Annotated in this window: 23 protein-coding genes; 11 read left to right on the forward strand and 12 right to left on the reverse strand. The window is 70.3% G+C overall.

Annotated elements, in window-relative coordinates:
- Window positions 1–379: 379 nt before the first annotated feature.
- On the reverse strand, window positions 380–685 hold the full coding sequence (gene rpsN / locus ACFWVP_RS03930; RefSeq protein WP_384493353.1) for a 30S ribosomal protein S14: 306 nt from the start codon (window positions 683–685) through the stop codon (window positions 380–382).
- Window positions 685–921 carry a 50S ribosomal protein L28 gene (rpmB, locus tag ACFWVP_RS03935; RefSeq protein ID WP_328892151.1) on the reverse strand — a complete coding sequence of 79 codons (237 nt, stop codon included), beginning with the start codon at window positions 919–921 and terminating at the stop codon, window positions 685–687. Before rpmB ends, rpsN begins: the two co-directional genes overlap by 1 nt.
- Window positions 922–989: 68 nt before the next feature.
- Here rpmB and rpmG point away from each other — a divergent pair, with 68 nt between their 5' ends.
- The 7 genes from rpmG (at window position 990) to ACFWVP_RS03970 (ending at window position 6,554) form a co-directional block, all read left to right on the forward strand.
- Window positions 990–1,154, forward strand: a complete 165-nt coding sequence (gene rpmG, locus ACFWVP_RS03940; RefSeq protein WP_203183923.1) for a 50S ribosomal protein L33 — start codon at window positions 990–992, stop codon at window positions 1,152–1,154.
- 40 nt (window positions 1,155–1,194) lie between these two features.
- The gene (locus tag ACFWVP_RS03945) at window positions 1,195–1,449 is read left to right on the forward strand and encodes a type B 50S ribosomal protein L31 (RefSeq protein WP_384493354.1); all 255 of its coding nucleotides are present in this window, start codon (window positions 1,195–1,197) and stop codon (window positions 1,447–1,449) included.
- Window positions 1,449–2,636, forward strand: a complete 1,188-nt coding sequence (locus ACFWVP_RS03950) for a CobW family GTP-binding protein (RefSeq protein ID WP_384493355.1) — start codon at window positions 1,449–1,451, stop codon at window positions 2,634–2,636. The genes ACFWVP_RS03945 and ACFWVP_RS03950 overlap by 1 nt, the downstream gene beginning before the upstream one ends.
- Window positions 2,637–2,646: 10 nt before the next feature.
- On the forward strand, window positions 2,647–2,889 hold the full coding sequence (rpsR, locus tag ACFWVP_RS03955) for a 30S ribosomal protein S18 (protein WP_384493356.1): 243 nt from the start codon (window positions 2,647–2,649) through the stop codon (window positions 2,887–2,889).
- A gap of 199 nt (window positions 2,890–3,088) precedes the next feature.
- The gene (locus tag ACFWVP_RS03960; RefSeq protein ID WP_384493357.1) at window positions 3,089–3,391 is read left to right on the forward strand and encodes a hypothetical protein; all 303 of its coding nucleotides are present in this window, start codon (window positions 3,089–3,091) and stop codon (window positions 3,389–3,391) included.
- A 951-nt stretch (window positions 3,392–4,342) separates the two neighbouring features.
- A complete protein-coding gene (locus ACFWVP_RS03965; RefSeq protein ID WP_384493358.1) occupies window positions 4,343–5,794 on the forward strand; it encodes a glycoside hydrolase family 76 protein in 1,452 nt (483 codons plus the stop codon).
- A 313-nt stretch (window positions 5,795–6,107) separates the two neighbouring features.
- On the forward strand, window positions 6,108–6,554 hold the full coding sequence (locus ACFWVP_RS03970; RefSeq protein WP_384493359.1) for a hypothetical protein: 447 nt from the start codon (window positions 6,108–6,110) through the stop codon (window positions 6,552–6,554).
- 121 nt (window positions 6,555–6,675) lie between these two features.
- On the opposite strand, the gene ACFWVP_RS03975 is transcribed toward ACFWVP_RS03970, so the two are convergent.
- From ACFWVP_RS03975 to ACFWVP_RS04020, 10 genes are all read right to left on the reverse strand, one after another.
- Complete coding sequence (locus tag ACFWVP_RS03975; protein WP_384493360.1) at window positions 6,676–7,512, reverse strand: hypothetical protein; 837 nt, start codon at window positions 7,510–7,512, stop codon at window positions 6,676–6,678.
- Window positions 7,509–8,411, reverse strand: coding sequence for a sigma-70 family RNA polymerase sigma factor (locus ACFWVP_RS03980; protein WP_384493361.1), 903 nt, complete (start codon window positions 8,409–8,411; stop codon window positions 7,509–7,511). The genes ACFWVP_RS03975 and ACFWVP_RS03980 overlap by 4 nt, the downstream gene beginning before the upstream one ends.
- Window positions 8,408–8,623: a hypothetical protein gene (locus ACFWVP_RS03985; protein ID WP_384493362.1), complete on the reverse strand. Its 216-nt coding sequence runs from the start codon at window positions 8,621–8,623 to the stop codon at window positions 8,408–8,410. The genes ACFWVP_RS03980 and ACFWVP_RS03985 overlap by 4 nt, the downstream gene beginning before the upstream one ends.
- 765 nt (window positions 8,624–9,388) lie before the next feature.
- The gene (locus ACFWVP_RS03990) at window positions 9,389–10,240 is read right to left on the reverse strand and encodes an ABC transporter permease (RefSeq protein WP_384493363.1); all 852 of its coding nucleotides are present in this window, start codon (window positions 10,238–10,240) and stop codon (window positions 9,389–9,391) included.
- Between the two features lie 11 nt (window positions 10,241–10,251).
- Window positions 10,252–11,184: an ABC transporter ATP-binding protein gene (locus tag ACFWVP_RS03995; protein WP_384493364.1), complete on the reverse strand. Its 933-nt coding sequence runs from the start codon at window positions 11,182–11,184 to the stop codon at window positions 10,252–10,254.
- Window positions 11,181–11,528, reverse strand: coding sequence for a transcriptional regulator (locus ACFWVP_RS04000; protein WP_384493365.1), 348 nt, complete (start codon window positions 11,526–11,528; stop codon window positions 11,181–11,183). Before ACFWVP_RS04000 ends, ACFWVP_RS03995 begins: the two co-directional genes overlap by 4 nt.
- Window positions 11,525–12,025 carry a hypothetical protein gene (locus tag ACFWVP_RS04005; RefSeq protein ID WP_384493659.1) on the reverse strand — a complete coding sequence of 167 codons (501 nt, stop codon included), beginning with the start codon at window positions 12,023–12,025 and terminating at the stop codon, window positions 11,525–11,527. The genes ACFWVP_RS04000 and ACFWVP_RS04005 overlap by 4 nt, the downstream gene beginning before the upstream one ends.
- A 361-nt stretch (window positions 12,026–12,386) precedes the next feature.
- Window positions 12,387–12,755, reverse strand: coding sequence for a hypothetical protein (locus ACFWVP_RS04010; protein ID WP_384493366.1), 369 nt, complete (start codon window positions 12,753–12,755; stop codon window positions 12,387–12,389).
- Between the two features lie 266 nt (window positions 12,756–13,021).
- Complete coding sequence (locus ACFWVP_RS04015) at window positions 13,022–13,573, reverse strand: NIPSNAP family protein (RefSeq protein WP_384493367.1); 552 nt, start codon at window positions 13,571–13,573, stop codon at window positions 13,022–13,024.
- Window positions 13,570–14,037, reverse strand: coding sequence for a hypothetical protein (locus tag ACFWVP_RS04020; protein ID WP_384493368.1), 468 nt, complete (start codon window positions 14,035–14,037; stop codon window positions 13,570–13,572). The genes ACFWVP_RS04015 and ACFWVP_RS04020 overlap by 4 nt, the downstream gene beginning before the upstream one ends.
- A 56-nt stretch (window positions 14,038–14,093) precedes the next feature.
- Between ACFWVP_RS04020 and ACFWVP_RS04025 the strand changes: the two genes are divergently transcribed.
- From ACFWVP_RS04025 to ACFWVP_RS04040, 4 genes are all read left to right on the forward strand, one after another.
- Window positions 14,094–15,101: a helix-turn-helix transcriptional regulator gene (locus ACFWVP_RS04025; RefSeq protein WP_384493369.1), complete on the forward strand. Its 1,008-nt coding sequence runs from the start codon at window positions 14,094–14,096 to the stop codon at window positions 15,099–15,101.
- Between the two features lie 349 nt (window positions 15,102–15,450).
- Entirely contained in the window at window positions 15,451–16,437 is a 987-nt protein-coding gene (gene dhaK / locus ACFWVP_RS04030) for a dihydroxyacetone kinase subunit DhaK (RefSeq protein WP_384493370.1), read from the forward strand.
- Window positions 16,438–16,490: 53 nt separating this feature from the next.
- The gene (gene dhaL / locus ACFWVP_RS04035) at window positions 16,491–17,108 is read left to right on the forward strand and encodes a dihydroxyacetone kinase subunit DhaL (RefSeq protein WP_384493371.1); all 618 of its coding nucleotides are present in this window, start codon (window positions 16,491–16,493) and stop codon (window positions 17,106–17,108) included.
- Entirely contained in the window at window positions 17,105–17,515 is a 411-nt protein-coding gene (locus ACFWVP_RS04040) for a PTS-dependent dihydroxyacetone kinase phosphotransferase subunit DhaM (RefSeq protein WP_384493372.1), read from the forward strand. The genes dhaL and ACFWVP_RS04040 overlap by 4 nt, the downstream gene beginning before the upstream one ends.
- Window positions 17,516–17,562: the final 47 nt, after the last annotated feature.

The following is a 17,562-nucleotide window of genomic DNA, read 5'->3' on the forward strand; positions in this document are numbered from 1 at the left end:
GAGGGCCGGCGCCGAGGGAGCCGGACACCGGCCCGCGGAGAGTGCCTGGGGCTCCAGGCAGACCGCCTGGCGTTCCTTCAGGCCGGGTGGCCCACCCTCGACGACGGGTCCCCGGTACCCGCCGTCGGCGGGGCGGCCGGGCCCCGTCGCCACAACGGTGATCACCCCTCACCTCGAACGAGATGGTAATCATTTCGGGTCGCCGACAGAGCCACCGGAGAACCCGAACGAACATCACCACCCCTCCCCCGCGGGCCCTGCGAGACACCCGCGCGCCCACGAAGGCACCTCACCGGCCATGACAGCTTCGGGCCAGGGAACGGCGACGGGTGGCGTCACGGCCCCGGCCGCACCACCACCCGTCATCGACACCGAGGGTTCACCAGGAGGACTTGGTCACTCCGGGAAGGAATCCGGCATGCGCCTGTTCGCGCATCCGGACCCGGGACAGCCCGAACTTCCGCAGGTGACCGCGCGGCCGGCCGTCCACACTGTCCCGGTTGCGCACCCGGGTAGCACTGGCGTTGCGCGGCTGGCGGCGCAGTTCCCCGACCGCGGCGAGCCGCTCGGCCTCCGAGGTGCCGGGCCTGCGGATGATCTCCTTCAACTCCGCACGCCGGGCTGCATACTTCTCGACGGTCGCCTTGCGCTTCTCGTTCTGCGCGATCTTGCTCTGCTTGGCCATCAGACCTTCACTCCCCTCGCCCGGATGCGGGCTACCGCCGCCTCGATGCCGATGGTGTCGATCACCTTGATCGCCCTGGCGCTCAGCACCAGGCGCACATGCCGCCCTTCGCCGGGCAGCCAGTAGCGCTTCCGCTGGATGTTCGGGTCGAACCGGCGCGACGTACGCCGGTGCGAGTGGGAGATCTTGTTGCCGAATCCCGGCTGTGCGCCGGTCAGTTGACAGTGGGCGGACACGGAGTTACCTGCCTCTCATCGAGTCGACTCCATATTGAAAATGGAAACCATTGCCATATAGTAGCGGCATGGCTCGCAACGAACTACGCCCGATCATCAAGCTCCGCTCCACCGCGGGAACGGGTTACACCTACGTCACCCGCAAGAACCGGCGGAACAACCCCGACCGGCTGGTCCTGCGGAAGTTCGACCCGCTCGTCCGCCGCCACGTCGACTTCCGCGAAGAGCGCTGACACCACCACTCCCCCGACCCTCAACCACCAGGACACCGCCATGAAGCCCGGAATCCACCCCGCCTACCGTCCTGTCGTCTTCCGCGACAAGACCGCCGACTTCGCCTTCCTGACCCGCTCCACCCTGACCAGCGACCGGACCGTCGAGTGGGAGGACGGCCACACCTACCCGGTTGTCGACGTGGAGATCTCCTCGGCGAGCCACCCCTTCTACACCGGCACCGCCCGTGTCCTGGACACCGCGGGACGCGTCGAACGCTTCGAGCGACGCTACGGCCGCCGCGAGGGCCGGTGATGGAGGACAAGCACACGCTCCCTGTCGTCATCGTCAGCGGGCTGCACTCGGACGCACGCCACGAGGTCGTGGAGGGGCTGCTGAGGGAGATGCCCCACAGCGTCGCCCTGCACCACGACCTCGCGACGGCGGGGAAGGGCACGGTGCTCCGGACCGTGCGCGACGCCTCCGGGGTGCTCTCCAGCGGCGAGACCCCGCTGGTGAACGACTGCGCCTGTTGCGCCCTGCGCGAGGACCTGGTGCCGGAGCTGGAGCGACTGGCGGCCGACGGGGTGACCAGGGCGGCCGTCGTCGAACTGTGGGACTCCGTCGAGCCCCAGGCGATGGCCGAGGCCATCGCCGCACACGGCGGGGGACGGATAGAGGTGACCGGCGTGATCACCGCCGTCGATCCCGCGCTCGTGCTGCCCTACCTCGTCAACGGTGACGACCTCGCCGAGGCGGGTCTGGCAACCGCGGCCACCGATCAGCGGACCGTGGGCGACACCTGGGCGCGACAGCTGGAGTACGCCTCGGCGGTCGCCCTCGTGGACGACGGCCAGGCGGACCAGGAGGACCGGGCCCTGATCGGCCAGCTGCACCCGACGGCCCCTCAGGCGGCGGCCGGCTCACCGGAGCTGGTCGGGCTTGCCCTCGTGGGGTTCGACGTGGAAGCGGCCGGCGCGGGACAGCATCCGGCGTGCGCGCTGCTGCCCCAGGAGGCCGAGGAGGCCGGCGTCAGCACTCTGGTGTGGCGCAAGCACCGACCGTTCCACCCCGGGCGCCTGTACGACGCCCTGGAGGACCTGAGCTGCGCGGCCGCCCGTAGCCGGGGCCGGTTCTGGCTCGCCGACCGCCCGGACACACTCCTGTCCTGGGACGCGGCGGGCGGCGCCCTCTGCGTCGAGGACAACGGCCCCTGGCTCGCGTCCCTCCCGGATGCCGCCTGGGACATGATTCCGCCGGTCCGGCGGGCGGCCGCCGCACTGGACTGGCACCCCGAGCACGGCGACTGCTGCCAGCACCTGGTCTTCGTCTCCCCGGGCCTGGACCGGGACGGGCTGACCGCCCTGCTCGATTCCTGCCTGCTGACCGACGCCGAGTACGCCGCGGGCCGTGCGGCATGGAAGGACCTGCCTGCCGCCTTCGACGAGTTCCTCGATCCCGTCCACCGACCGCCGCACGCACCCGCTCACCCCGCTCCGTAAGGAAAGACCCATGGCCCGACCCCAGGAACCCCGTAGGCCCGCCAAGGACCGCCCGAACCCGCTCGACGCCGCCAAGATCACCCACATCGACTACAAGGACACCGACCTCCTGCGTAAGTTCGTCTCCGACCGAGGCAAGATCCGCAGCCGCAGGGTCACCCACATCACCGCCCAGCAACAGCGACAGGTCTCCACCGCGATCAAGAACGCCCGCGAGATGGCGCTGCTGCCGTACGCCGGCTTCCGCAAGTGATCAACGAACCGGGGGTGATCACCACGAAAAGTGACGGTTGAGGACTCCGGGTGCCGAACAGCACCTCCGGCAGCGCGCCCGGAGGTGTCCTTCCGGCGACGGGCTTACGCTGCGAGATATGCCGGACATGTCTGCCCCCGGCGGGCGCGTTCGGTGCCCCCGATCCCCGGGACGGCGAACCGACGAAGGAGTCAGTGAGATGTCCGCGACCACGGCGCACCACCCCCATCCCGCGCACGCGCACCAGCACGCCCCAGGGTGCGGCCACGTGGCGATCCCGCACAACGACCACATCGACTACGCGCACGACAACCACCTGCACCGTGCCCATGAGGACCATGTGGACGAGTGCGTGAATCCGGCACACTCGGTGCACGAAGGACACGAGCACCGGCACGGACAGGACTGCGGTCACGTCGCCGTGCCGCACGAAGAGCACGTCGACTACGTCCACGACGGCCATCGGCACGCCTCCCACGACGGCCACTGGGACGATCACTGATTGATCGGCCGCCCCTCGGCCCCGGTTGATCACATGACATCCACGCGTCCGACAGGCGCCGGTGCGAAGTTCCGCACCGGCGCCTGTCGCTGTCCATGTTCATGCATGGAGCAGGAAGAGAGGCCACTCCGCCTGGACATCATGAATACGACAATCATCCCGCCAAGCTGACCCATCACCTGCGGCGGCGCGCCGACCGGCGCCCACGGTAATCGAGCTGTCGCTGCCCCGCTGAGAGGTGAGTGCCGCTGATGGCGGGTTGACCATCGATGCGGGATCGGACACGGGTGCCGCCTCGGCGACGTGACCGGCGTGGCGAGCCCGAAGAGCATCAGGCAGAGCGTCAGAGGGACGCGCCATCGTTTCATCGGTACGACTCCATGATTGTGAGGAGGGTTGACGCCCGGACGTCGCGGTCCGCCGGATAGGTACGTGAGCCTGGAGGCCGGCAGCCGTTCGCGCCACCGGACCCCACCGGACCGGGATAACCGGCCCCGGAGGCCGGTCGTTACGACCGGGACGCACGTGAGGGCCGGGCCACGAAGCGGGCCGCATGACGGCGGGCGCCGGGTGCGGGTGTACGAGCCGCCCCAGGGAGGCACGCCGATTCCCATGCGTCACCGCCCGGACCGGCCTCTTCGTTCCGGTACGTTTCCACAGAGCCGAGGCGCACGCGCAGTTGCCCGATCGAGGTGCGAGCGCGGACAGCGGGCGTCCGGGCCAGGCCACTTGGCCTTCGACGCACACCCCCTCCCGGCGGCAACGGCGCCACGGGAACAACTACGTCAGACCGCCGACCCGAGAGCCCGTCAACAAGCCGGGACGGCGGTTTCCCATCCGTCGACATGTCTCGAGCATTGACGTGCCCATGCCGTGTCGCTATTTTCGGAGAGCGCTCTCCTTCACCGGCGGAGCGCCGCTTCCGCGACGAACGTTTCAGGAGCCTCATCCATGAAGCCTTCACGATTCACGTCGACTGCCCTCCTTGCCGCACTGACAACGTTGTCTCCGCTCCTGGGTGTCGGGGTGTCGGAGTCATCCGCCGCCGCGGCGGCGACGGTCATATGCAACAGGTACTGCGACGGGCGGGATCCGGCGCTGAGCGCCCAGGATCGTGTCCCGGTCACCGCCGGGGTCTCCTCTCGATCGGTCGCGCTGCACTTCGACGACGCCGGCGCGATGGGGTGGGCGTCCATCGACGACGGGGCACCGGGCGACCGCGTGTGGCTGGACAGATCGATGAACGGGGGCCGGACCTGGGAGGCGGGCAGCCGTCTCGGCGAGACCTCGGTGCCCTCCGGGTGGCGAGGCTGGCGCACGCAGATGTACAACGTCGACGACTGGAACACCCAGGGCGTCGGGGCTCTTCGGGCCTGCGGTCAGCCGGCCGGGGGCGCCATCGCCTGTACTCCCTGGGCACGCACCACGTGGAACGCGGGCAGCAGGAGCACCGCGGCGGCCACCGCCCTGATGATGTCGTTCGACCGCGACAGCAAACTCTTCGGCGGCAACGGCTGGTGGACCGGCGCCAACGCCCTGACCGCGATCATCGACAACATCCGGATCAGCGGCATGCGCAGCTATGCCTACGCCATCGCCGACACGTACGAGAAGAACATCGCCTCGCAGGGTGGGCAGTTCCGCAACGAGTACCTCGACGACACCGGGTGGTGGGGTCTGGCCTGGATCGCCGCATACGATCTGACCGGCGACCGCCGGTACCTCGACACCGCGCGGGCCGACGCGGACCACATGTACGCCAACTGGAACGGCACCTGCGGGGGCGGTGTCCGTTGGAGCACGAACGGCAACTACAAGAACGCCATCACCAACGAGCTCTTCCTCCAGCTCACTTCGGCTCTGCACAACCGTATCCCCGGGGACACCATGTATCTGGAGCAGGCGAAGAGGGAATGGGCCTGGTTCCGCAACAGCGGCATGATCAACGGCGACCGCCTGATCAACGACGGTCTCGGCGACAACTGCGCCAACAACGGCCAGCCCACCTGGACCTACAACCAGGGCGTCATCCTGGGCGCCCTGACCGAATTCCACCGGGCCACGGGCGACCCAGGCCTCCTGACAACCGCACGCGGCCTGGCCGACGCCTCCACCGTCCGGCTCCAGACCGAGGGCGTCCTGCGCGAGCCGGGCGAGGGCGACAACTGCACGGGAGACGGCCCCAGCTTCAAGGGCGCCTATGTCCGCGGGCTCGGCACCCTCAACCGCCAGTTGTCCGACCGCCCGTATGCCGCCGCCCTCACCCGCTGGGCCAACAGCGCCTACGACCGCAATCGCAACGCGCTCGACCAGTACGGCCCGCACTGGAGCGGTGGCAGCACAACCATCGGATACGGCTGCCAGCAGAGCGTGCTAGACCTCCTCAACGCCGCCACGGGCTGAGCTGACGATGCGGTCGCGGGGTGGCGCAAGAGGGTGCGGTCCTCCGCAGCCGCCATGGTGGAGAGCGAGATGAGCGCGTACGTGACGGAGCGGTGGTTCGGGGCGCTCTCCGATCAGCACCGCTCACTCTGCCGCGGCCAGTACTTCCCCGGAGCCCATAGTTCGCGTCCTTCGTACTGCACGATCTTGAGCCGGGCCGGCTCGCGCAAGCCGCCTGATCTGCAGGAACAGAGAGCGCCCCCTTGGCTGTCGGCAGCAGGTGATCGTCGTTTCCGGCTTGTGGCGCAGTGCCGTTCGTTGGGAGCATCTCCGCATGTTCGAGTTGCTCCCCGGAGTCGGGCTCCGGCTCCCCGGCTGTGCCGGCACCCTCTGCTTCGGCATGGACGAGCGCACCGCCCAGTGGGCCGTCGCCACCTTCGCGGACGTGCGCGACGGTTGGGCCTGCGGCGCCCGCTGGGCCTTCAGCGCGCAGTACCGGGGCCTGAGACTCGACGCGTACGGCGACACCAGGGACCGCCGCGGCCGGCACCAGGACACCCTTGGCCTAGCCGGCATCGGCCTCACCCGCGACCCCTTCACGCTCACTGGGCCGTCTGCCTGCCCAGTTGTCCTAGGCGCCGTCGATCTCTTCGGCTGCCCGACCGCCGAGGTTTCGGATGCCCTGAGTGACAGCCTGCCCCCGACGCTCCGGCTCAGCGGCGACGGTCTCTACCTCACCGCCGTGTCGGTTCACGCGGAGCCCGTACCTGTCGAGAGCTGATCACGACGGCGAGCCTGATCGACGCGCCCGAGCACGGCGCAGCAGGAGCTCCAGCGGGCCTGACGGGGTGACCCGGACCTCCGCCAGGACGCACGTGATCCGCGCCGCAGCTGGATTTCGTTCATGAGCGCAGTTCCTGCCGTTCCGGGAGCCGTGGAGCAGTCGCGCTGCACCCGCCTGATGGTCGGCCGGCTCCGACGGTGGGGTCGACCGCGACGAGGTCGTTGATCTCGTCGGCGAAGTCGGGTCCCGGCAACGGGAGGTCTACGTCCGGTTCGTCGGTGACGTAGCCGACGGCCACGGCGGTCGGTACGTAGTGCATCAGCGCGTCGACGAACTCGGTGCGCGGGCGGTTGGTCCTGCGCAGGAGGTGTCTGAAGACGCGGAGGACGGTCGGGGTGCTGGTGTCGAAATGCCTGATCGTCCCCGGGGTGGTCGGAGAGTGCGGGATTCGCTTCGCCGTCTTCCTGCCGGCGCCACTGTCGCCCTGGGGGTGATCGGCTTCCGGATCGGCGTCGACCTGAGTCTGCTGGTGCCACCACGCGGCCACCTCGTCCTCCCCGAGGGACAGGTGGTGCAGGTAGAGGCAGTAGGAGGCGGCCCTGTCTCCGGCCCCGGCGGCGTACTGCCACCAGGAGCGGGCCCCGTCGTCGGCATCGGCGAGCTGGAGGATGCAGCCGAGCACCCGGGCCCCGTCCGGTTCCGGTACCTGCTCGGTCAGGAACTCCCGCAGCGCCGTGGCCGGCGTGCTGGAGACCAGCGCCTCACACAAGGCCTGGAGGTCGCGATCGGCGACGGCGCTGGCCTGGTCCTCTTCTCTGCGCGAGGAACCAGCCTCGGGGACGGCGCCTGCTGTTGGGGCCCGGGCCGTGAGCGGCGCCCGCGGGACGACATCGCGTGGGGTTCGTGGCTCATCGATGAGCCGTGCCCGGGAGAGGAGTTCATCGATCGGGGTCACGTGGGGGTCCCTTCGGAGTCGTGCTCGGTACACAGGGCGGTTTCCAGGGTGTGCTTGGCATGCCGTTCGTCGGAACGCACGGACGCGATCGGAACGCCGAGCACGTCGGCAACCTCCAACGGCTCCATGCCGCGCAGATGCCGCAGCACCATCACGTCCAACTGGTGGTCGGGCAGTCGGCTCATCGTCGCGAACAGGGCGACGCTCTCCTCGATCTGCGCGAACTGCTCCTCGCCGGTCAGCACGGCTCGCAGCGCGACGGTGTCGAAGGCCGCCTCGGACAGCTCGGGACGGCCGTCGACGAGCCGGGCACGGGTCATGACGGTGCGGCGCAGGACCGGCCATGCGTACTTCACGACGTCCGAGCTGGCCAGAGCGTCGTTCCAGCCCAGCCACAGGATGTCGAAGGCGTCCCTCACGGCTTGGACGGCCTGTTCGCGAGGACTCAGGAAGACGGTGGCGTACGCGAGGTAGGCGTCGGCATGGAGCTCGGTGAAGGCACCATGGTCCAGGGGAGGATCTTCGGCCGTCAAAACCTGCTTCTCCATACACCTCTCGATCCACTCCGGTTTCTTCCGCGCCTCGCGGGCCGCCGACGTCCACAGACGCCGCATCGGCCACGTGGGTATGCCCAGCAACGACAGCAGGCTGTGCGTGATCTCCCACCGCGGATACAGTCCCGTCCCCCGCAGTAGCTCGGAGATCTTCGACTTCGCCCAACCCGTCTGCGCGCTCAGTTCGCTGATGGTCATGCCGCCGGCGAGGAAGCTGCTGCGCAGCGGCTCCAGCCAGGCCCGGTGGGTACTGCCGACGCTCTCACTGATGGGCCCCAGCTTGCGGCCCGGTTTCCCCGGGCAGCCCGCTTGGGGCTGCTGACCCGGTATGAAGTGCGCGGTCACCTGACGTGCCCCTCATCCCGGCCCGCGGCCGGCGGATCGATGCAGGTGGGGCCGGAGTCCGAGCGGGCGGCGTGGACGATCTGCTGCACGACGAGCTCGAACGACGGGACCGGCGTCGCGACCGCGGCGATGCGCCCCAGTGCGGCCATGACCGCGCTCCACGCCGGGACCGCCACCAGCACGATGGCGATGAGTACTTGTTCTCGGGGCATCGGAGCCCTTCCCTCTGTGTCCTTATGTGTTGTCCGGAACCCCCGGGGCGGTGCCGAATCGCCACTCGGAAGTCGGACCAGCATGGAGGGACACCAGCCGATCACGCCACGTGATCACGAATTCACGGAACAATGCCCCAGCCCTGAACGTCCGTGAGCAGCAAGCGCCTTGACACTTCACTCGCACTGGCGTCGGACGCAGTCGTCCGCTGATGCCCTTTCAGGGCGAAGTTCCGGGATTCTCTTGCAATTGCGTGCTGAACGACTGCCAATGGAACAACGGCGCCCACGGCGTCGGACCTTCCCGTCCGGAAGGACGTGCCCCCGTGCCGAGACCCACCAGGGGACACACCACCGCTCTCGCCCGGCCGCGTCAGAGGGCCTGGCGAGAGCGGCTCGCACGCCGGGAATCCCCGCGACCGTGCCGGCGAGCCTCCACGCGATCGTCGACCACAACCGAACCTGTGTGCCGGAGCGCGGCGTCAGGTTCTGCACAGGCCGCCCCGGGGTGCCCCTGCCCTCGCATCCGCACGGGCGGCCTGACCAGCGCCTTCCGCGCGTCGTGGGCGGATCGGGGGACGCCGCCCGTCCCCTTACTCTCCGATCGGTCCTGGACGCGTGGCCGCACCCAGGCGGATGGCACCGGCGTCGAGTGCCGCGACCGAGGTCATGCCGAGGAGCTGCATGACCACGCGCATCTGCCGACCACGACCAGTACCGACGGTCGAAGCGGGCCAGGGCGTGGCCCGGTGGTCGCGAGGCCGCCTATGCGGCCGGCGCGCCGCTCTGCGCCGCCTTGCGGTGGCGGGCGGTCAGCCGCGAGCCGGACTCGCGGCGGGCGGCGCGGCGCAGGAGCGGTACCGCGAGGAGGAACCCCAGGACCGCCCAGGCCGTGAGGACCAGGGCGACCATGGGCAGTTCCCAGGAGCCGGCCGCTTCGGCGGCCCGAGCCGAGTCCGGAAGCAGTGCGGAACGCAGGCCCTGTGCCATCCACTTGAGCGGAAAGACCGCGGCCACCTGCTGGACCGGCACGGGCAGGGCGGTGATCGGGCTCACCGTCCCCGAGGTGAGCAGCAGCCCCATCGTCGGCAGCATGATCAACGCCAGGGCTTCGCGGGGGTTGGGCAGTACGGCGCCTATGGCCGCGCCGAGCGGTATGACGGCGAGCAGTCCGAGTGTGGTGACCCACAGCAGCGTCAGCCAGTCGCCCGGCCCGTGCGGCAGTGGCCCGTCCACCAGCAGCGCCCCAGCGACCAGGAGCAGCGCCAGGGTGCCGACGGCCAGGACGACCATCAGCAGGCACTTGGCGACGAGGTAGGCCGGTATCCCGCCGGGCGTGGCGCGCAGCCGCAGCAGCGTACCCTCCTCCCGCTCGGTCACGAGGATCTGCGGGAGGTTGATCAGCCCGACCTGGAACAGCAGGTAGGCGGCGAAGCCCGCCAGCACCAGGTGGGTCATCGGGGTTTGGGCCCCGGGCACGTCGTCGCTGATGTAGGCGGCGACGAGCAACGCCACGACCACGTTGGTCAGATGGCCGGACATCTCCTTGCCGTTGCGCAGGAGGTGCCGCAGCTCGATTCCGCCGCGCTGGAGTCCGGCACGCCAGCTGTTCGTCATGTGTGTCCCCCTCATGCGGCCGGTGCCTTTTCGTCCGCGTCCCTGTCCGTGCCGTCGGCTTCGTCCTTGCCCGAGGCCTCCCGGTGCACCATGTGCAGGTAGGTGTCCTCCAGCGTCGGGCGGCGGACCTCCAGATCGGCGATCGGGCCGTCCACCTGCCGGTGGAGTTCCCAGACCAGCCGTGAGGGGTCCTCCGTGCGTTCGCGGCGGGGCTTGCCGTCGTCGGCCGTCCAGCGGACCTCGGCCTGGGCGGCCGCTCGCCGGGCCAGTTCCGCGGGTGTGCCACAGTCCCGGATCCGGCCGCCGACCAGCATGGCGATCCGGTCGGCGAGCCGCTCGGCCTCCGCCAGGTCGTGGGTGGTGAGCAGGACGGTGACCCCCTCGTCGCGGGCCAGCCGCTCGATCAGGAGGTGGAACTCGTGCCGCGCCTGAGGGTCGAAGCCGGTGGTCGGCTCGTCGAGGAAGAGGAGTTCGGGGCGGCCGATGATGCCGAGTGCGACGTCGAGGCGCCGGCGCCGGCCGCCGGACAGCCGGTCGACCTGCCGGCCGGCCTGGTCGGTGAGGCCGACCAGGGCCAGCAGTTCGGCCGGGTCGCGCGGGTCGGGGTAGTAGGTCGCGAAGTGGGTCAGCAGCTCGGCCACCCGCCAGCGGCGGTGGTCGCGCCAGGACTGCAGGACCAGGCCGATCCGGGCTCGCCACGCGTCGCCGCCCCGCTCGGGATCCGTATCGAGGACGCTCACCTGCCCTCCGGAGCGCTGCCGGAAGCCTTCCAGGATCTCGACGGTGGTGGTCTTACCCGCGCCGTTGGGCCCGAGCAGCGCGAAGACCTCGCCGCGGTGGATGTCCAGGTCGACGCCGCGCAGGACGTCGACATCGCCGTACGCCATGGTCAGATCACGTACCCGGATCACGGGCTGGACGTCGGTTCGCCCGAGCGTGGTCATCGGGCCGCGTCCGCGCGGGGCTGCTGCCGTTGTGCCGCCCCGGTCGCCGGTCCGGCGCTGTCGACGATGGCCCGGAGTGCCGCCACATGCCCCTCGAAGGCGGCGCGACCGCGGTCCGTCAGCCGCACCTTCGTCCGGCGGTTGCGGCCGCCCCCCTCCTTGTGGGTCTCCAGGTATCCGGCCCCCTCCAAGGTATGCAGCTGCTTGGAGAGCGCGGAGTCGCTGAGCGAGAGACTGTCGCGGACGAACGCGAAGTCCGCCCACTCGGTGGCGGCGAGCAGCGCGACCACCGAAAGTCTGGTAGCGGGGTGGATCAGTTCGTCGAAGCCGGCGGGGGTGCTCATCGGCCCGCCCCCTCGTCGGCCGCCGGTGCGCCGCCGCTCCGTACCGAGTCGGCCGCCCAGCGGTTGGCGGGACCGAGGAAGAGCAGGTACACGGCCACCGCAGCCGTGGCCTGGATGGGGCCGGCGTAGATGGGTCCCAGTGGCTCGGTCAGGTGGTCCGACAGCACGACTGTCCCGCCGACCAGCACCGCCGCCGCACCGAACGAGGCCCACATACGCCCGGGCCAGCGAGTGTGGTGCAGTTGCATCCGGTTCCTGCGGCTGCTCATCACGACCAGCACGCCCAAGAGGCCGACGTAGGCGGCCACGTACAGTCCGACGCTCCACCGGGGCGGGTCCATGCCGACGCCGGCAAGGAACACCCACATGAGCGCGGCCGTGCCGTAGATCATGCCGCGCCCGCCGGACGCGGAACGCTCGAACTCGTCGTACACCCGCTCCTGCGGCACTCGGATGCGCTGGAGATCCTGCCATGCCTGTTCGGCGTCCACCGGCATGCTCACGGCCGTCGCCCTCCCGTCCTCGATTACTTTCCTACCAGGAAAGTTACTCTTGACTTTCCTGGTAGGCAAGTCGATGGATCGCCGGTGGTGGGAGGCGGGAGACACGACGGTCACGACGGTCAGGCCTTCCTCACATCGGGCCGGCGGACTTCGGCAGGACGCCCGCGGCATTGGCTATCTTCTGCCCAGGCCGAGCTCGTGACAGGGAGGTGGAAGCGAGCGGGGAAGCCCGGGGAGGCCGCTGATGACCTCGGACGGCCGGATCGTCAGCGATGCCGGCAACAGCAATATGGCGCCCGGGACGCCCCAGGGGCGGTCATCGGCTGAGTTGCTGGGAGAGCCCGTCGGCGACCGATCACCCGCACACACTGGTGAAGACCCGAGCTTCTTGGATCGGTGAGGCGGGCGTCCACGTGAACGAGCCCGGTTCCGCATGGCGTACGGAACCGGGCTCAAGCGTGGGTCGGACCGGATCCGGACCGGTTTCGGCGATGTCCTCCCGGAGGGCCTTGCGCTTCTTCCTGGAAAGCGATTCGCCGTTCACGCTGTGTACGCCCCAGGGAATGGGACACGGCCCTTCACGTGAGGAGTCCGGGCACAGGACTTCCACCAGTCGGTCCATCAGTTGCTCATGCTGGGCGGCTGTCGCCAGAAAGGCGATGGTCACCTGCCACAGCCCGTGCTCCGCTGTCGTTGCAGCGCCTTCTGCGTCGGCGTCGCTCATGACGCGGTCCTCGTTCCGAACGGAGCCGGCGAGCTGGAGCCGGTGTGCCGCGTCCGCGGACCTGGAGCCCCAGAGACTGCCGTAGCCCCCCACACCGCGCGGGTTGTAGTTGCCCCCCCACTGCCTGACCCGGTTCCCGGTGCAGTCATACGCCCGGCAACGACGGGCACAGCAGCCGCAGGGGCCTATGAGTGGCATCCCGCTTCGCGTCCTTCACCACGCCGTCCCCGCCACCCTCGGCGCAGCCCGCTTCGTGAGGGGCGAGGCTAAGGCGTCACGGGTTCCAGCCGCAGCCGCCGGGTCGGCCAGGGTGGTGGTGACTCGGCCCGGCCGAACCAGACCCGGGCGTCCTCCCCGGTGCGGACGGGCAGACGGGGAAAATCGTTCTCGGCGTGTTCGGTGCGGTGCAGCGCATGGCCCGGACCCAGGTGCCGGGCGGCGTACGCATCGAAGGCGGCCGCGTCGGCGGGGTGGCAGACGGTCGCGAACACTTCACCGGCGCCGGGCGGAGGCGTGAAGCCCGGGCCGCGCAGCAGCAGGACGTTGTCGCTGTCGACCATGGTGGCGTTGGCCGCATCGCGGTGCTCCCGCCAGACCGGGCCGGTGTAGAACGCCTCCAGCGCGCGCCTGCGGTGCGCCATGTCGGGGAACGCGCGCAGCCAGACGAAGCGGTCCGGGTCGTCAAGGTCGCGGAAACGGCCTGCGACGGTGATGCCGACCGCCTGCTGACCGATCACGAACTCACGTTCGAACAGCTCGATCAGCGTCTCCCGGGCTCCAGGGTGCAGGGTGTACTGCCGGAGTTCGACGATACTCATCCGCTGACCCGCCCCGTGCGGGTGAGATCCATGATCCAGTTGAGCTCCCAGGAGCGGCCGTCACCGGCGGAGAACTCCTGCTCCCAGCGGGCAGTGTCCGGGCCGAGGCGGTACCAGGCGAAGTGCACCCGGATCGGCCGGCCGTCGTAGGTGTCCTCTCCGTGGAAGTCACCGCGGTCACCGGTGAAGGCGCCGACCACCGGCGGATCCAGTCGGCCCGTCCGGCTGTCGGACCAGTGGAGAGACCAGCGCTCCGTCTCCCGGTCGAACAGCCGCAAGGTCACGCCCTGACGGCCGAGGGTGGGAAAGGTGATCTCGTCGATGTTGCCGGCACCCTCGAACAGCGGCCGGACCACCGCGTGACCGGGGAACTCCTCCCAGGTGCCGGAGCCCGAGCCGAGTGGTTTGGTGAGACGGCGGCCGGCCACGTCCCAGAAGCCGTGCAGGAAGTCGAAGTCGTCCATGCGCCGGAGGTTAGGACCGTTCCACTGACATCTACTGTCAGTGGATACTGAGCGGCATGCGTGCGAGTCGGCTGGTCACCCTGCTTCTGCTGCTCCAGAATCGGGGCAGGATGACGGCCCGGCAGCTGGCCGAGGAGTTGGAGGTCTCCGTACGGACCGTCTACCGAGACGTCGAGGCACTCGGCGCCGCCGGTATCCCGCTGTACGGTGACGCCGGACACGCGGGCGGCTACCAACTGGTCGACGGCTATCGGACCCGGCTCACCGGACTGACCGCCGACGAGGCGCAGGCCGCGTTCCTCGCCGCACTCCCCGGCGCCGCTGCCGAGCTCGGCCTCGGCGAGGCGCTCGCCACCGCCCGGCTCAAGCTGCGGGCCGCCCTTCCGGCGGAGCTGCGCGAGCACGCCGAGCGGATCCAGGAGCGCTTTCTGCTCGACGCCCCCGGCTGGTACGGCGACGCCGACCGTACGCCTCATCTGACCGCGGCCGCCGCCGCGGTGTGGGCACGGCGGGCGGTGGTACTGCGGTACCGGCGCTGGCGGGCGCCGGAGGAGATCGAGCGGCGGGTGGATCCGTACGGGCTCGTGCTCAAGGCCGGCCGCTGGTACCTGGTCGCGGGCGGGGCGTCCGGGATCCGCACCTACCGGATCGACCAGATCCTCGGACTCGGGCCGCTGGAGGAGCAGTTCGACATCCCGCACGGGTTCGACCTGGCCGGGCACTGGAACAGCCATCTGGCCGACTTCCGAGCCCGGCTGCACACCGGGGAGGCCCGGGTACGACTCACCCCGGAGGGCGCTCGCCGCCTCGGCGTCACACCCAGCGGTGACGGATGGACGGAGGCCCGGGTGCCCATCGAGTCGATCGACCACGCCCACGGAGAGTTCCTGCGGCTGGGCGCCGACGTCGAGGTCATGGCACCGGCTGAACTCCGCGACCGCGTCGCCGAGACGGTACGGACCCTCGCCACCCGCTACGGAGGAGGGTGGCCCTCGGCAGAGGGTTGTCCCGACCCGGGCACCGACCACCCGCGCCCTTCCCCCTGCACCCGCCCATGCGTATAGGAGCTCGTACGTGCGTTCACCTCAAGGAGTGCAGCCACGCCGCGGACCACGTGGGGTGTCGCGAGGAGTCACATCCGATCAGCCCGATGTGTGCCCCAGGACTGGGGGTAGCCTTCGACGCGCCGCTTCCGGACAGGGCCCCACCTCTTCGATAATGGACGATGTCTTCGGTCTCGTCAGCGACCGTCGGAGCCGGCTGACGGTAAGCCGGCGGGCTCGGCACCAGCCCGTCGAAACCACCTGAGGGAGCTGTCGACCGCCACACGCCAAGAACCCCTACAGGCCCACCGACCAGGCAACTCCCTGTTCCATGGCCTAGCTGGTACCTACTCAGGAGGAACCGTTGAAGATGCTGATCAACGTGCCGGAGACCGTCGTCGCGGATGCCCTGCGCGGTATGGCCGCCGCTCATCCGGAGCTCACCGTGGACGTCGAGAACCGCGTGGTCGTGCGGCGCGACGCCCCGGTGGCCGGAAAGGTGGGGCTCGTCTCCGGCGGCGGCTCGGGGCACGAGCCCCTGCACGCCGGGTTCGTCGGGCCCGGCATGCTGTCCGCGGCGTGCCCCGGCGAGGTCTTCACCTCCCCCGTGCCCGACCAGATGGTCCGGGCCGCCGCCGCTGTCGACAGCGGCGCCGGCGTCCTGTTCGTCGTCAAGAACTACACCGGTGACGTGCTGAACTTCGACATGGCGATCGAACTCGCCGAGGAAGAGGGACTGCGGGTCGCCCGGGTGCTGGTCGACGACGACGTCGCGGTGACCGACAGCACGTTCACGGCGGGTCGGCGGGGCACGGGTGCGACGCTGTTCGTCGAGAAGATCGCCGGTGCGCTGGCCGACGAGGGTGCGCCCCTGGAGCGGGTCGAGGCCGTGGCACGCCAGGTCGACGAGTCCTCGCGCAGCTTCGGGGTGGCTCTCGGGGCCGTCACCACGCCGTCGAAGGGCAGCCCTACGTTCGATCTGCCGCCGGGCGAGCTGGAGTTGGGCATCGGCATCCACGGCGAGCCGGGGCGGGAGCGCCGTCCGATGATGACGTCCGGGGAGATCGCGGACTTCGCGGTGAACGCGGTGCTGGAGGACCTTCGGCCGAACGGACCGGTGCTGGCGCTGGTCAACGGGATGGGGGCGACGCCGCTGCTGGAGCTGTACGGGTTCAATGCCGAGGTGCACCGGGCGCTCTCCGAGCGGGGCGTGACGGTGGCTCGTACGCTGGTGGGGAACTACGTGACGTCGCTCGACATGGCGGGCTGTTCGGTGACGCTCTGCCAGGTGGACGAGGAGATGCTGAGGCTCTGGGACGCGCCGGTGCAGACGCCCGCGCTCCGCTGGGGCCGGTGAGCCGACCACCACGTGACGGACCATCACCCAACGTGTGACGAACAGGAGATCATGTGCTCGACACCGAATTCTTCCGCCGCTGGATGGCCGCCACCGCGGCGGCCGTCGACCGTGAGGCGGGCCGGCTGACCGACCTGGACGCGGCGATCGGGGACGCCGACCACGGAAGCAACATGCAGCGCGGTTTCAACGCGGTGAGCGCAGTCCTGGAGAAGGAGTCCCCCGAGACGCCCGGTGCGCTCCTGACGCTCGCGGGACGGCAGCTGATCTCGACGGTGGGCGGCGCGTCGGGGCCGCTGTACGGCACCCTGTTGCGCTGTACCGGCAAAGCGCTGGGCACCGAATCGGAGGTGACGGAAAGCCAGTTCGCGGAGGCGTTCGGGACCGGCGTCGAGGCCGTGGCGCAGCTGGGCGGGGCGAAGACCGGGGACAAGACGATGCTCGACGCGCTGTTGCCGGCCGTCCAGGCGCTGGGGACGTCGGCCGGGGCGGCCAGGGACGCGGCGCGGGCGGGGGCGCTGGCGACCGTGCCGTTGCGGGCGCGCAAGGGCAGGGCCAGCTATCTGGGCGAGCGCAGCATCGGCCATCAGGATCCCGGGGCCACCTCGGCCGCCCTGCTGGTCACCGCGCTCGCCGAGGTGGCGGAGTCGAACGGTGGAGGAGACGCGTGAGCGGCGAGAAGCAGGTCGGGATCGTGCTGGTCTCGCACAGCGGCCCGGTGGCGGACGCCGTCGTCGAGCTGGCGCGGGGACTGGCGGCCGGTGGTGCGACCGCCCCGGTGGCCGCGGCCGGGGGCACCTCTGCCGGAGGGCTCGGGACCAGTGCGGAGCTGATCGCCGAGGCGGCCAGGTCGGTCGACAGGGGTGCGGGTGTCGCGCTGCTCGTCGATCTCGGGAGTGCGGTGCTGACGGTGAAGTCCATGCTGGCCGAGGGCGGTGAACTGCCCGACGGCGCGAGGCTGGTGGACGCGCCGTTCGTCGAGGGCGCGGTCGCCGCGCTGGTGACCGCGTCGGCCGGCGGCGATCTGGCGACCGTGGAGGCTGCGGCCGTGGACGCGTACGGGTACCGCAAGGTCTGAGCGGGGATACCGGCCGCCCCATGCGTGACGGGGCGGCCGGCCCGTCC

It is taken from the genome of Streptomyces sp. NPDC058637 (genome assembly GCF_042717325.1).
Classification (GTDB): Bacteria; Actinomycetota; Actinomycetes; order Streptomycetales; family Streptomycetaceae; genus Streptomyces.

Coding starts and splice junctions, on each gene's coding strand:
- rpsN (WP_384493353.1), bottom strand. CDS start 685: ATGGCCAAGCAGAGCAAGATCGCGCAGAACGAGAAGCGCAAGGCGACC.
- rpmG (WP_203183923.1), top strand. CDS start 990: ATGGCTCGCAACGAACTACGCCCGATCATCAAGCTCCGCTCCACCGCG.
- ACFWVP_RS03945 (WP_384493354.1), top strand. CDS start 1,195: ATGAAGCCCGGAATCCACCCCGCCTACCGTCCTGTCGTCTTCCGCGAC.
- ACFWVP_RS03950 (WP_384493355.1), top strand. CDS start 1,449: ATGGAGGACAAGCACACGCTCCCTGTCGTCATCGTCAGCGGGCTGCAC.
- rpsR (WP_384493356.1), top strand. CDS start 2,647: ATGGCCCGACCCCAGGAACCCCGTAGGCCCGCCAAGGACCGCCCGAAC.
- ACFWVP_RS03960 (WP_384493357.1), top strand. CDS start 3,089: ATGTCCGCGACCACGGCGCACCACCCCCATCCCGCGCACGCGCACCAG.
- ACFWVP_RS03965 (WP_384493358.1), top strand. CDS start 4,343: ATGAAGCCTTCACGATTCACGTCGACTGCCCTCCTTGCCGCACTGACA.
- ACFWVP_RS03970 (WP_384493359.1), top strand. CDS start 6,108: ATGTTCGAGTTGCTCCCCGGAGTCGGGCTCCGGCTCCCCGGCTGTGCC.
- ACFWVP_RS03985 (WP_384493362.1), bottom strand. CDS start 8,623: ATGCCCCGAGAACAAGTACTCATCGCCATCGTGCTGGTGGCGGTCCCG.
- ACFWVP_RS03990 (WP_384493363.1), bottom strand. CDS start 10,240: ATGACGAACAGCTGGCGTGCCGGACTCCAGCGCGGCGGAATCGAGCTG.
- ACFWVP_RS03995 (WP_384493364.1), bottom strand. CDS start 11,184: ATGACCACGCTCGGGCGAACCGACGTCCAGCCCGTGATCCGGGTACGT.
- ACFWVP_RS04000 (WP_384493365.1), bottom strand. CDS start 11,528: ATGAGCACCCCCGCCGGCTTCGACGAACTGATCCACCCCGCTACCAGA.
- ACFWVP_RS04005 (WP_384493659.1), bottom strand. CDS start 12,025: ATGCCGGTGGACGCCGAACAGGCATGGCAGGATCTCCAGCGCATCCGA.
- ACFWVP_RS04010 (WP_384493366.1), bottom strand. CDS start 12,755: ATGAGCGACGCCGACGCAGAAGGCGCTGCAACGACAGCGGAGCACGGG.
- ACFWVP_RS04015 (WP_384493367.1), bottom strand. CDS start 13,573: ATGAGTATCGTCGAACTCCGGCAGTACACCCTGCACCCTGGAGCCCGG.
- ACFWVP_RS04020 (WP_384493368.1), bottom strand. CDS start 14,037: ATGGACGACTTCGACTTCCTGCACGGCTTCTGGGACGTGGCCGGCCGC.
- ACFWVP_RS04025 (WP_384493369.1), top strand. CDS start 14,094: ATGCGTGCGAGTCGGCTGGTCACCCTGCTTCTGCTGCTCCAGAATCGG.
- dhaK (WP_384493370.1), top strand. CDS start 15,451: ATGCTGATCAACGTGCCGGAGACCGTCGTCGCGGATGCCCTGCGCGGT.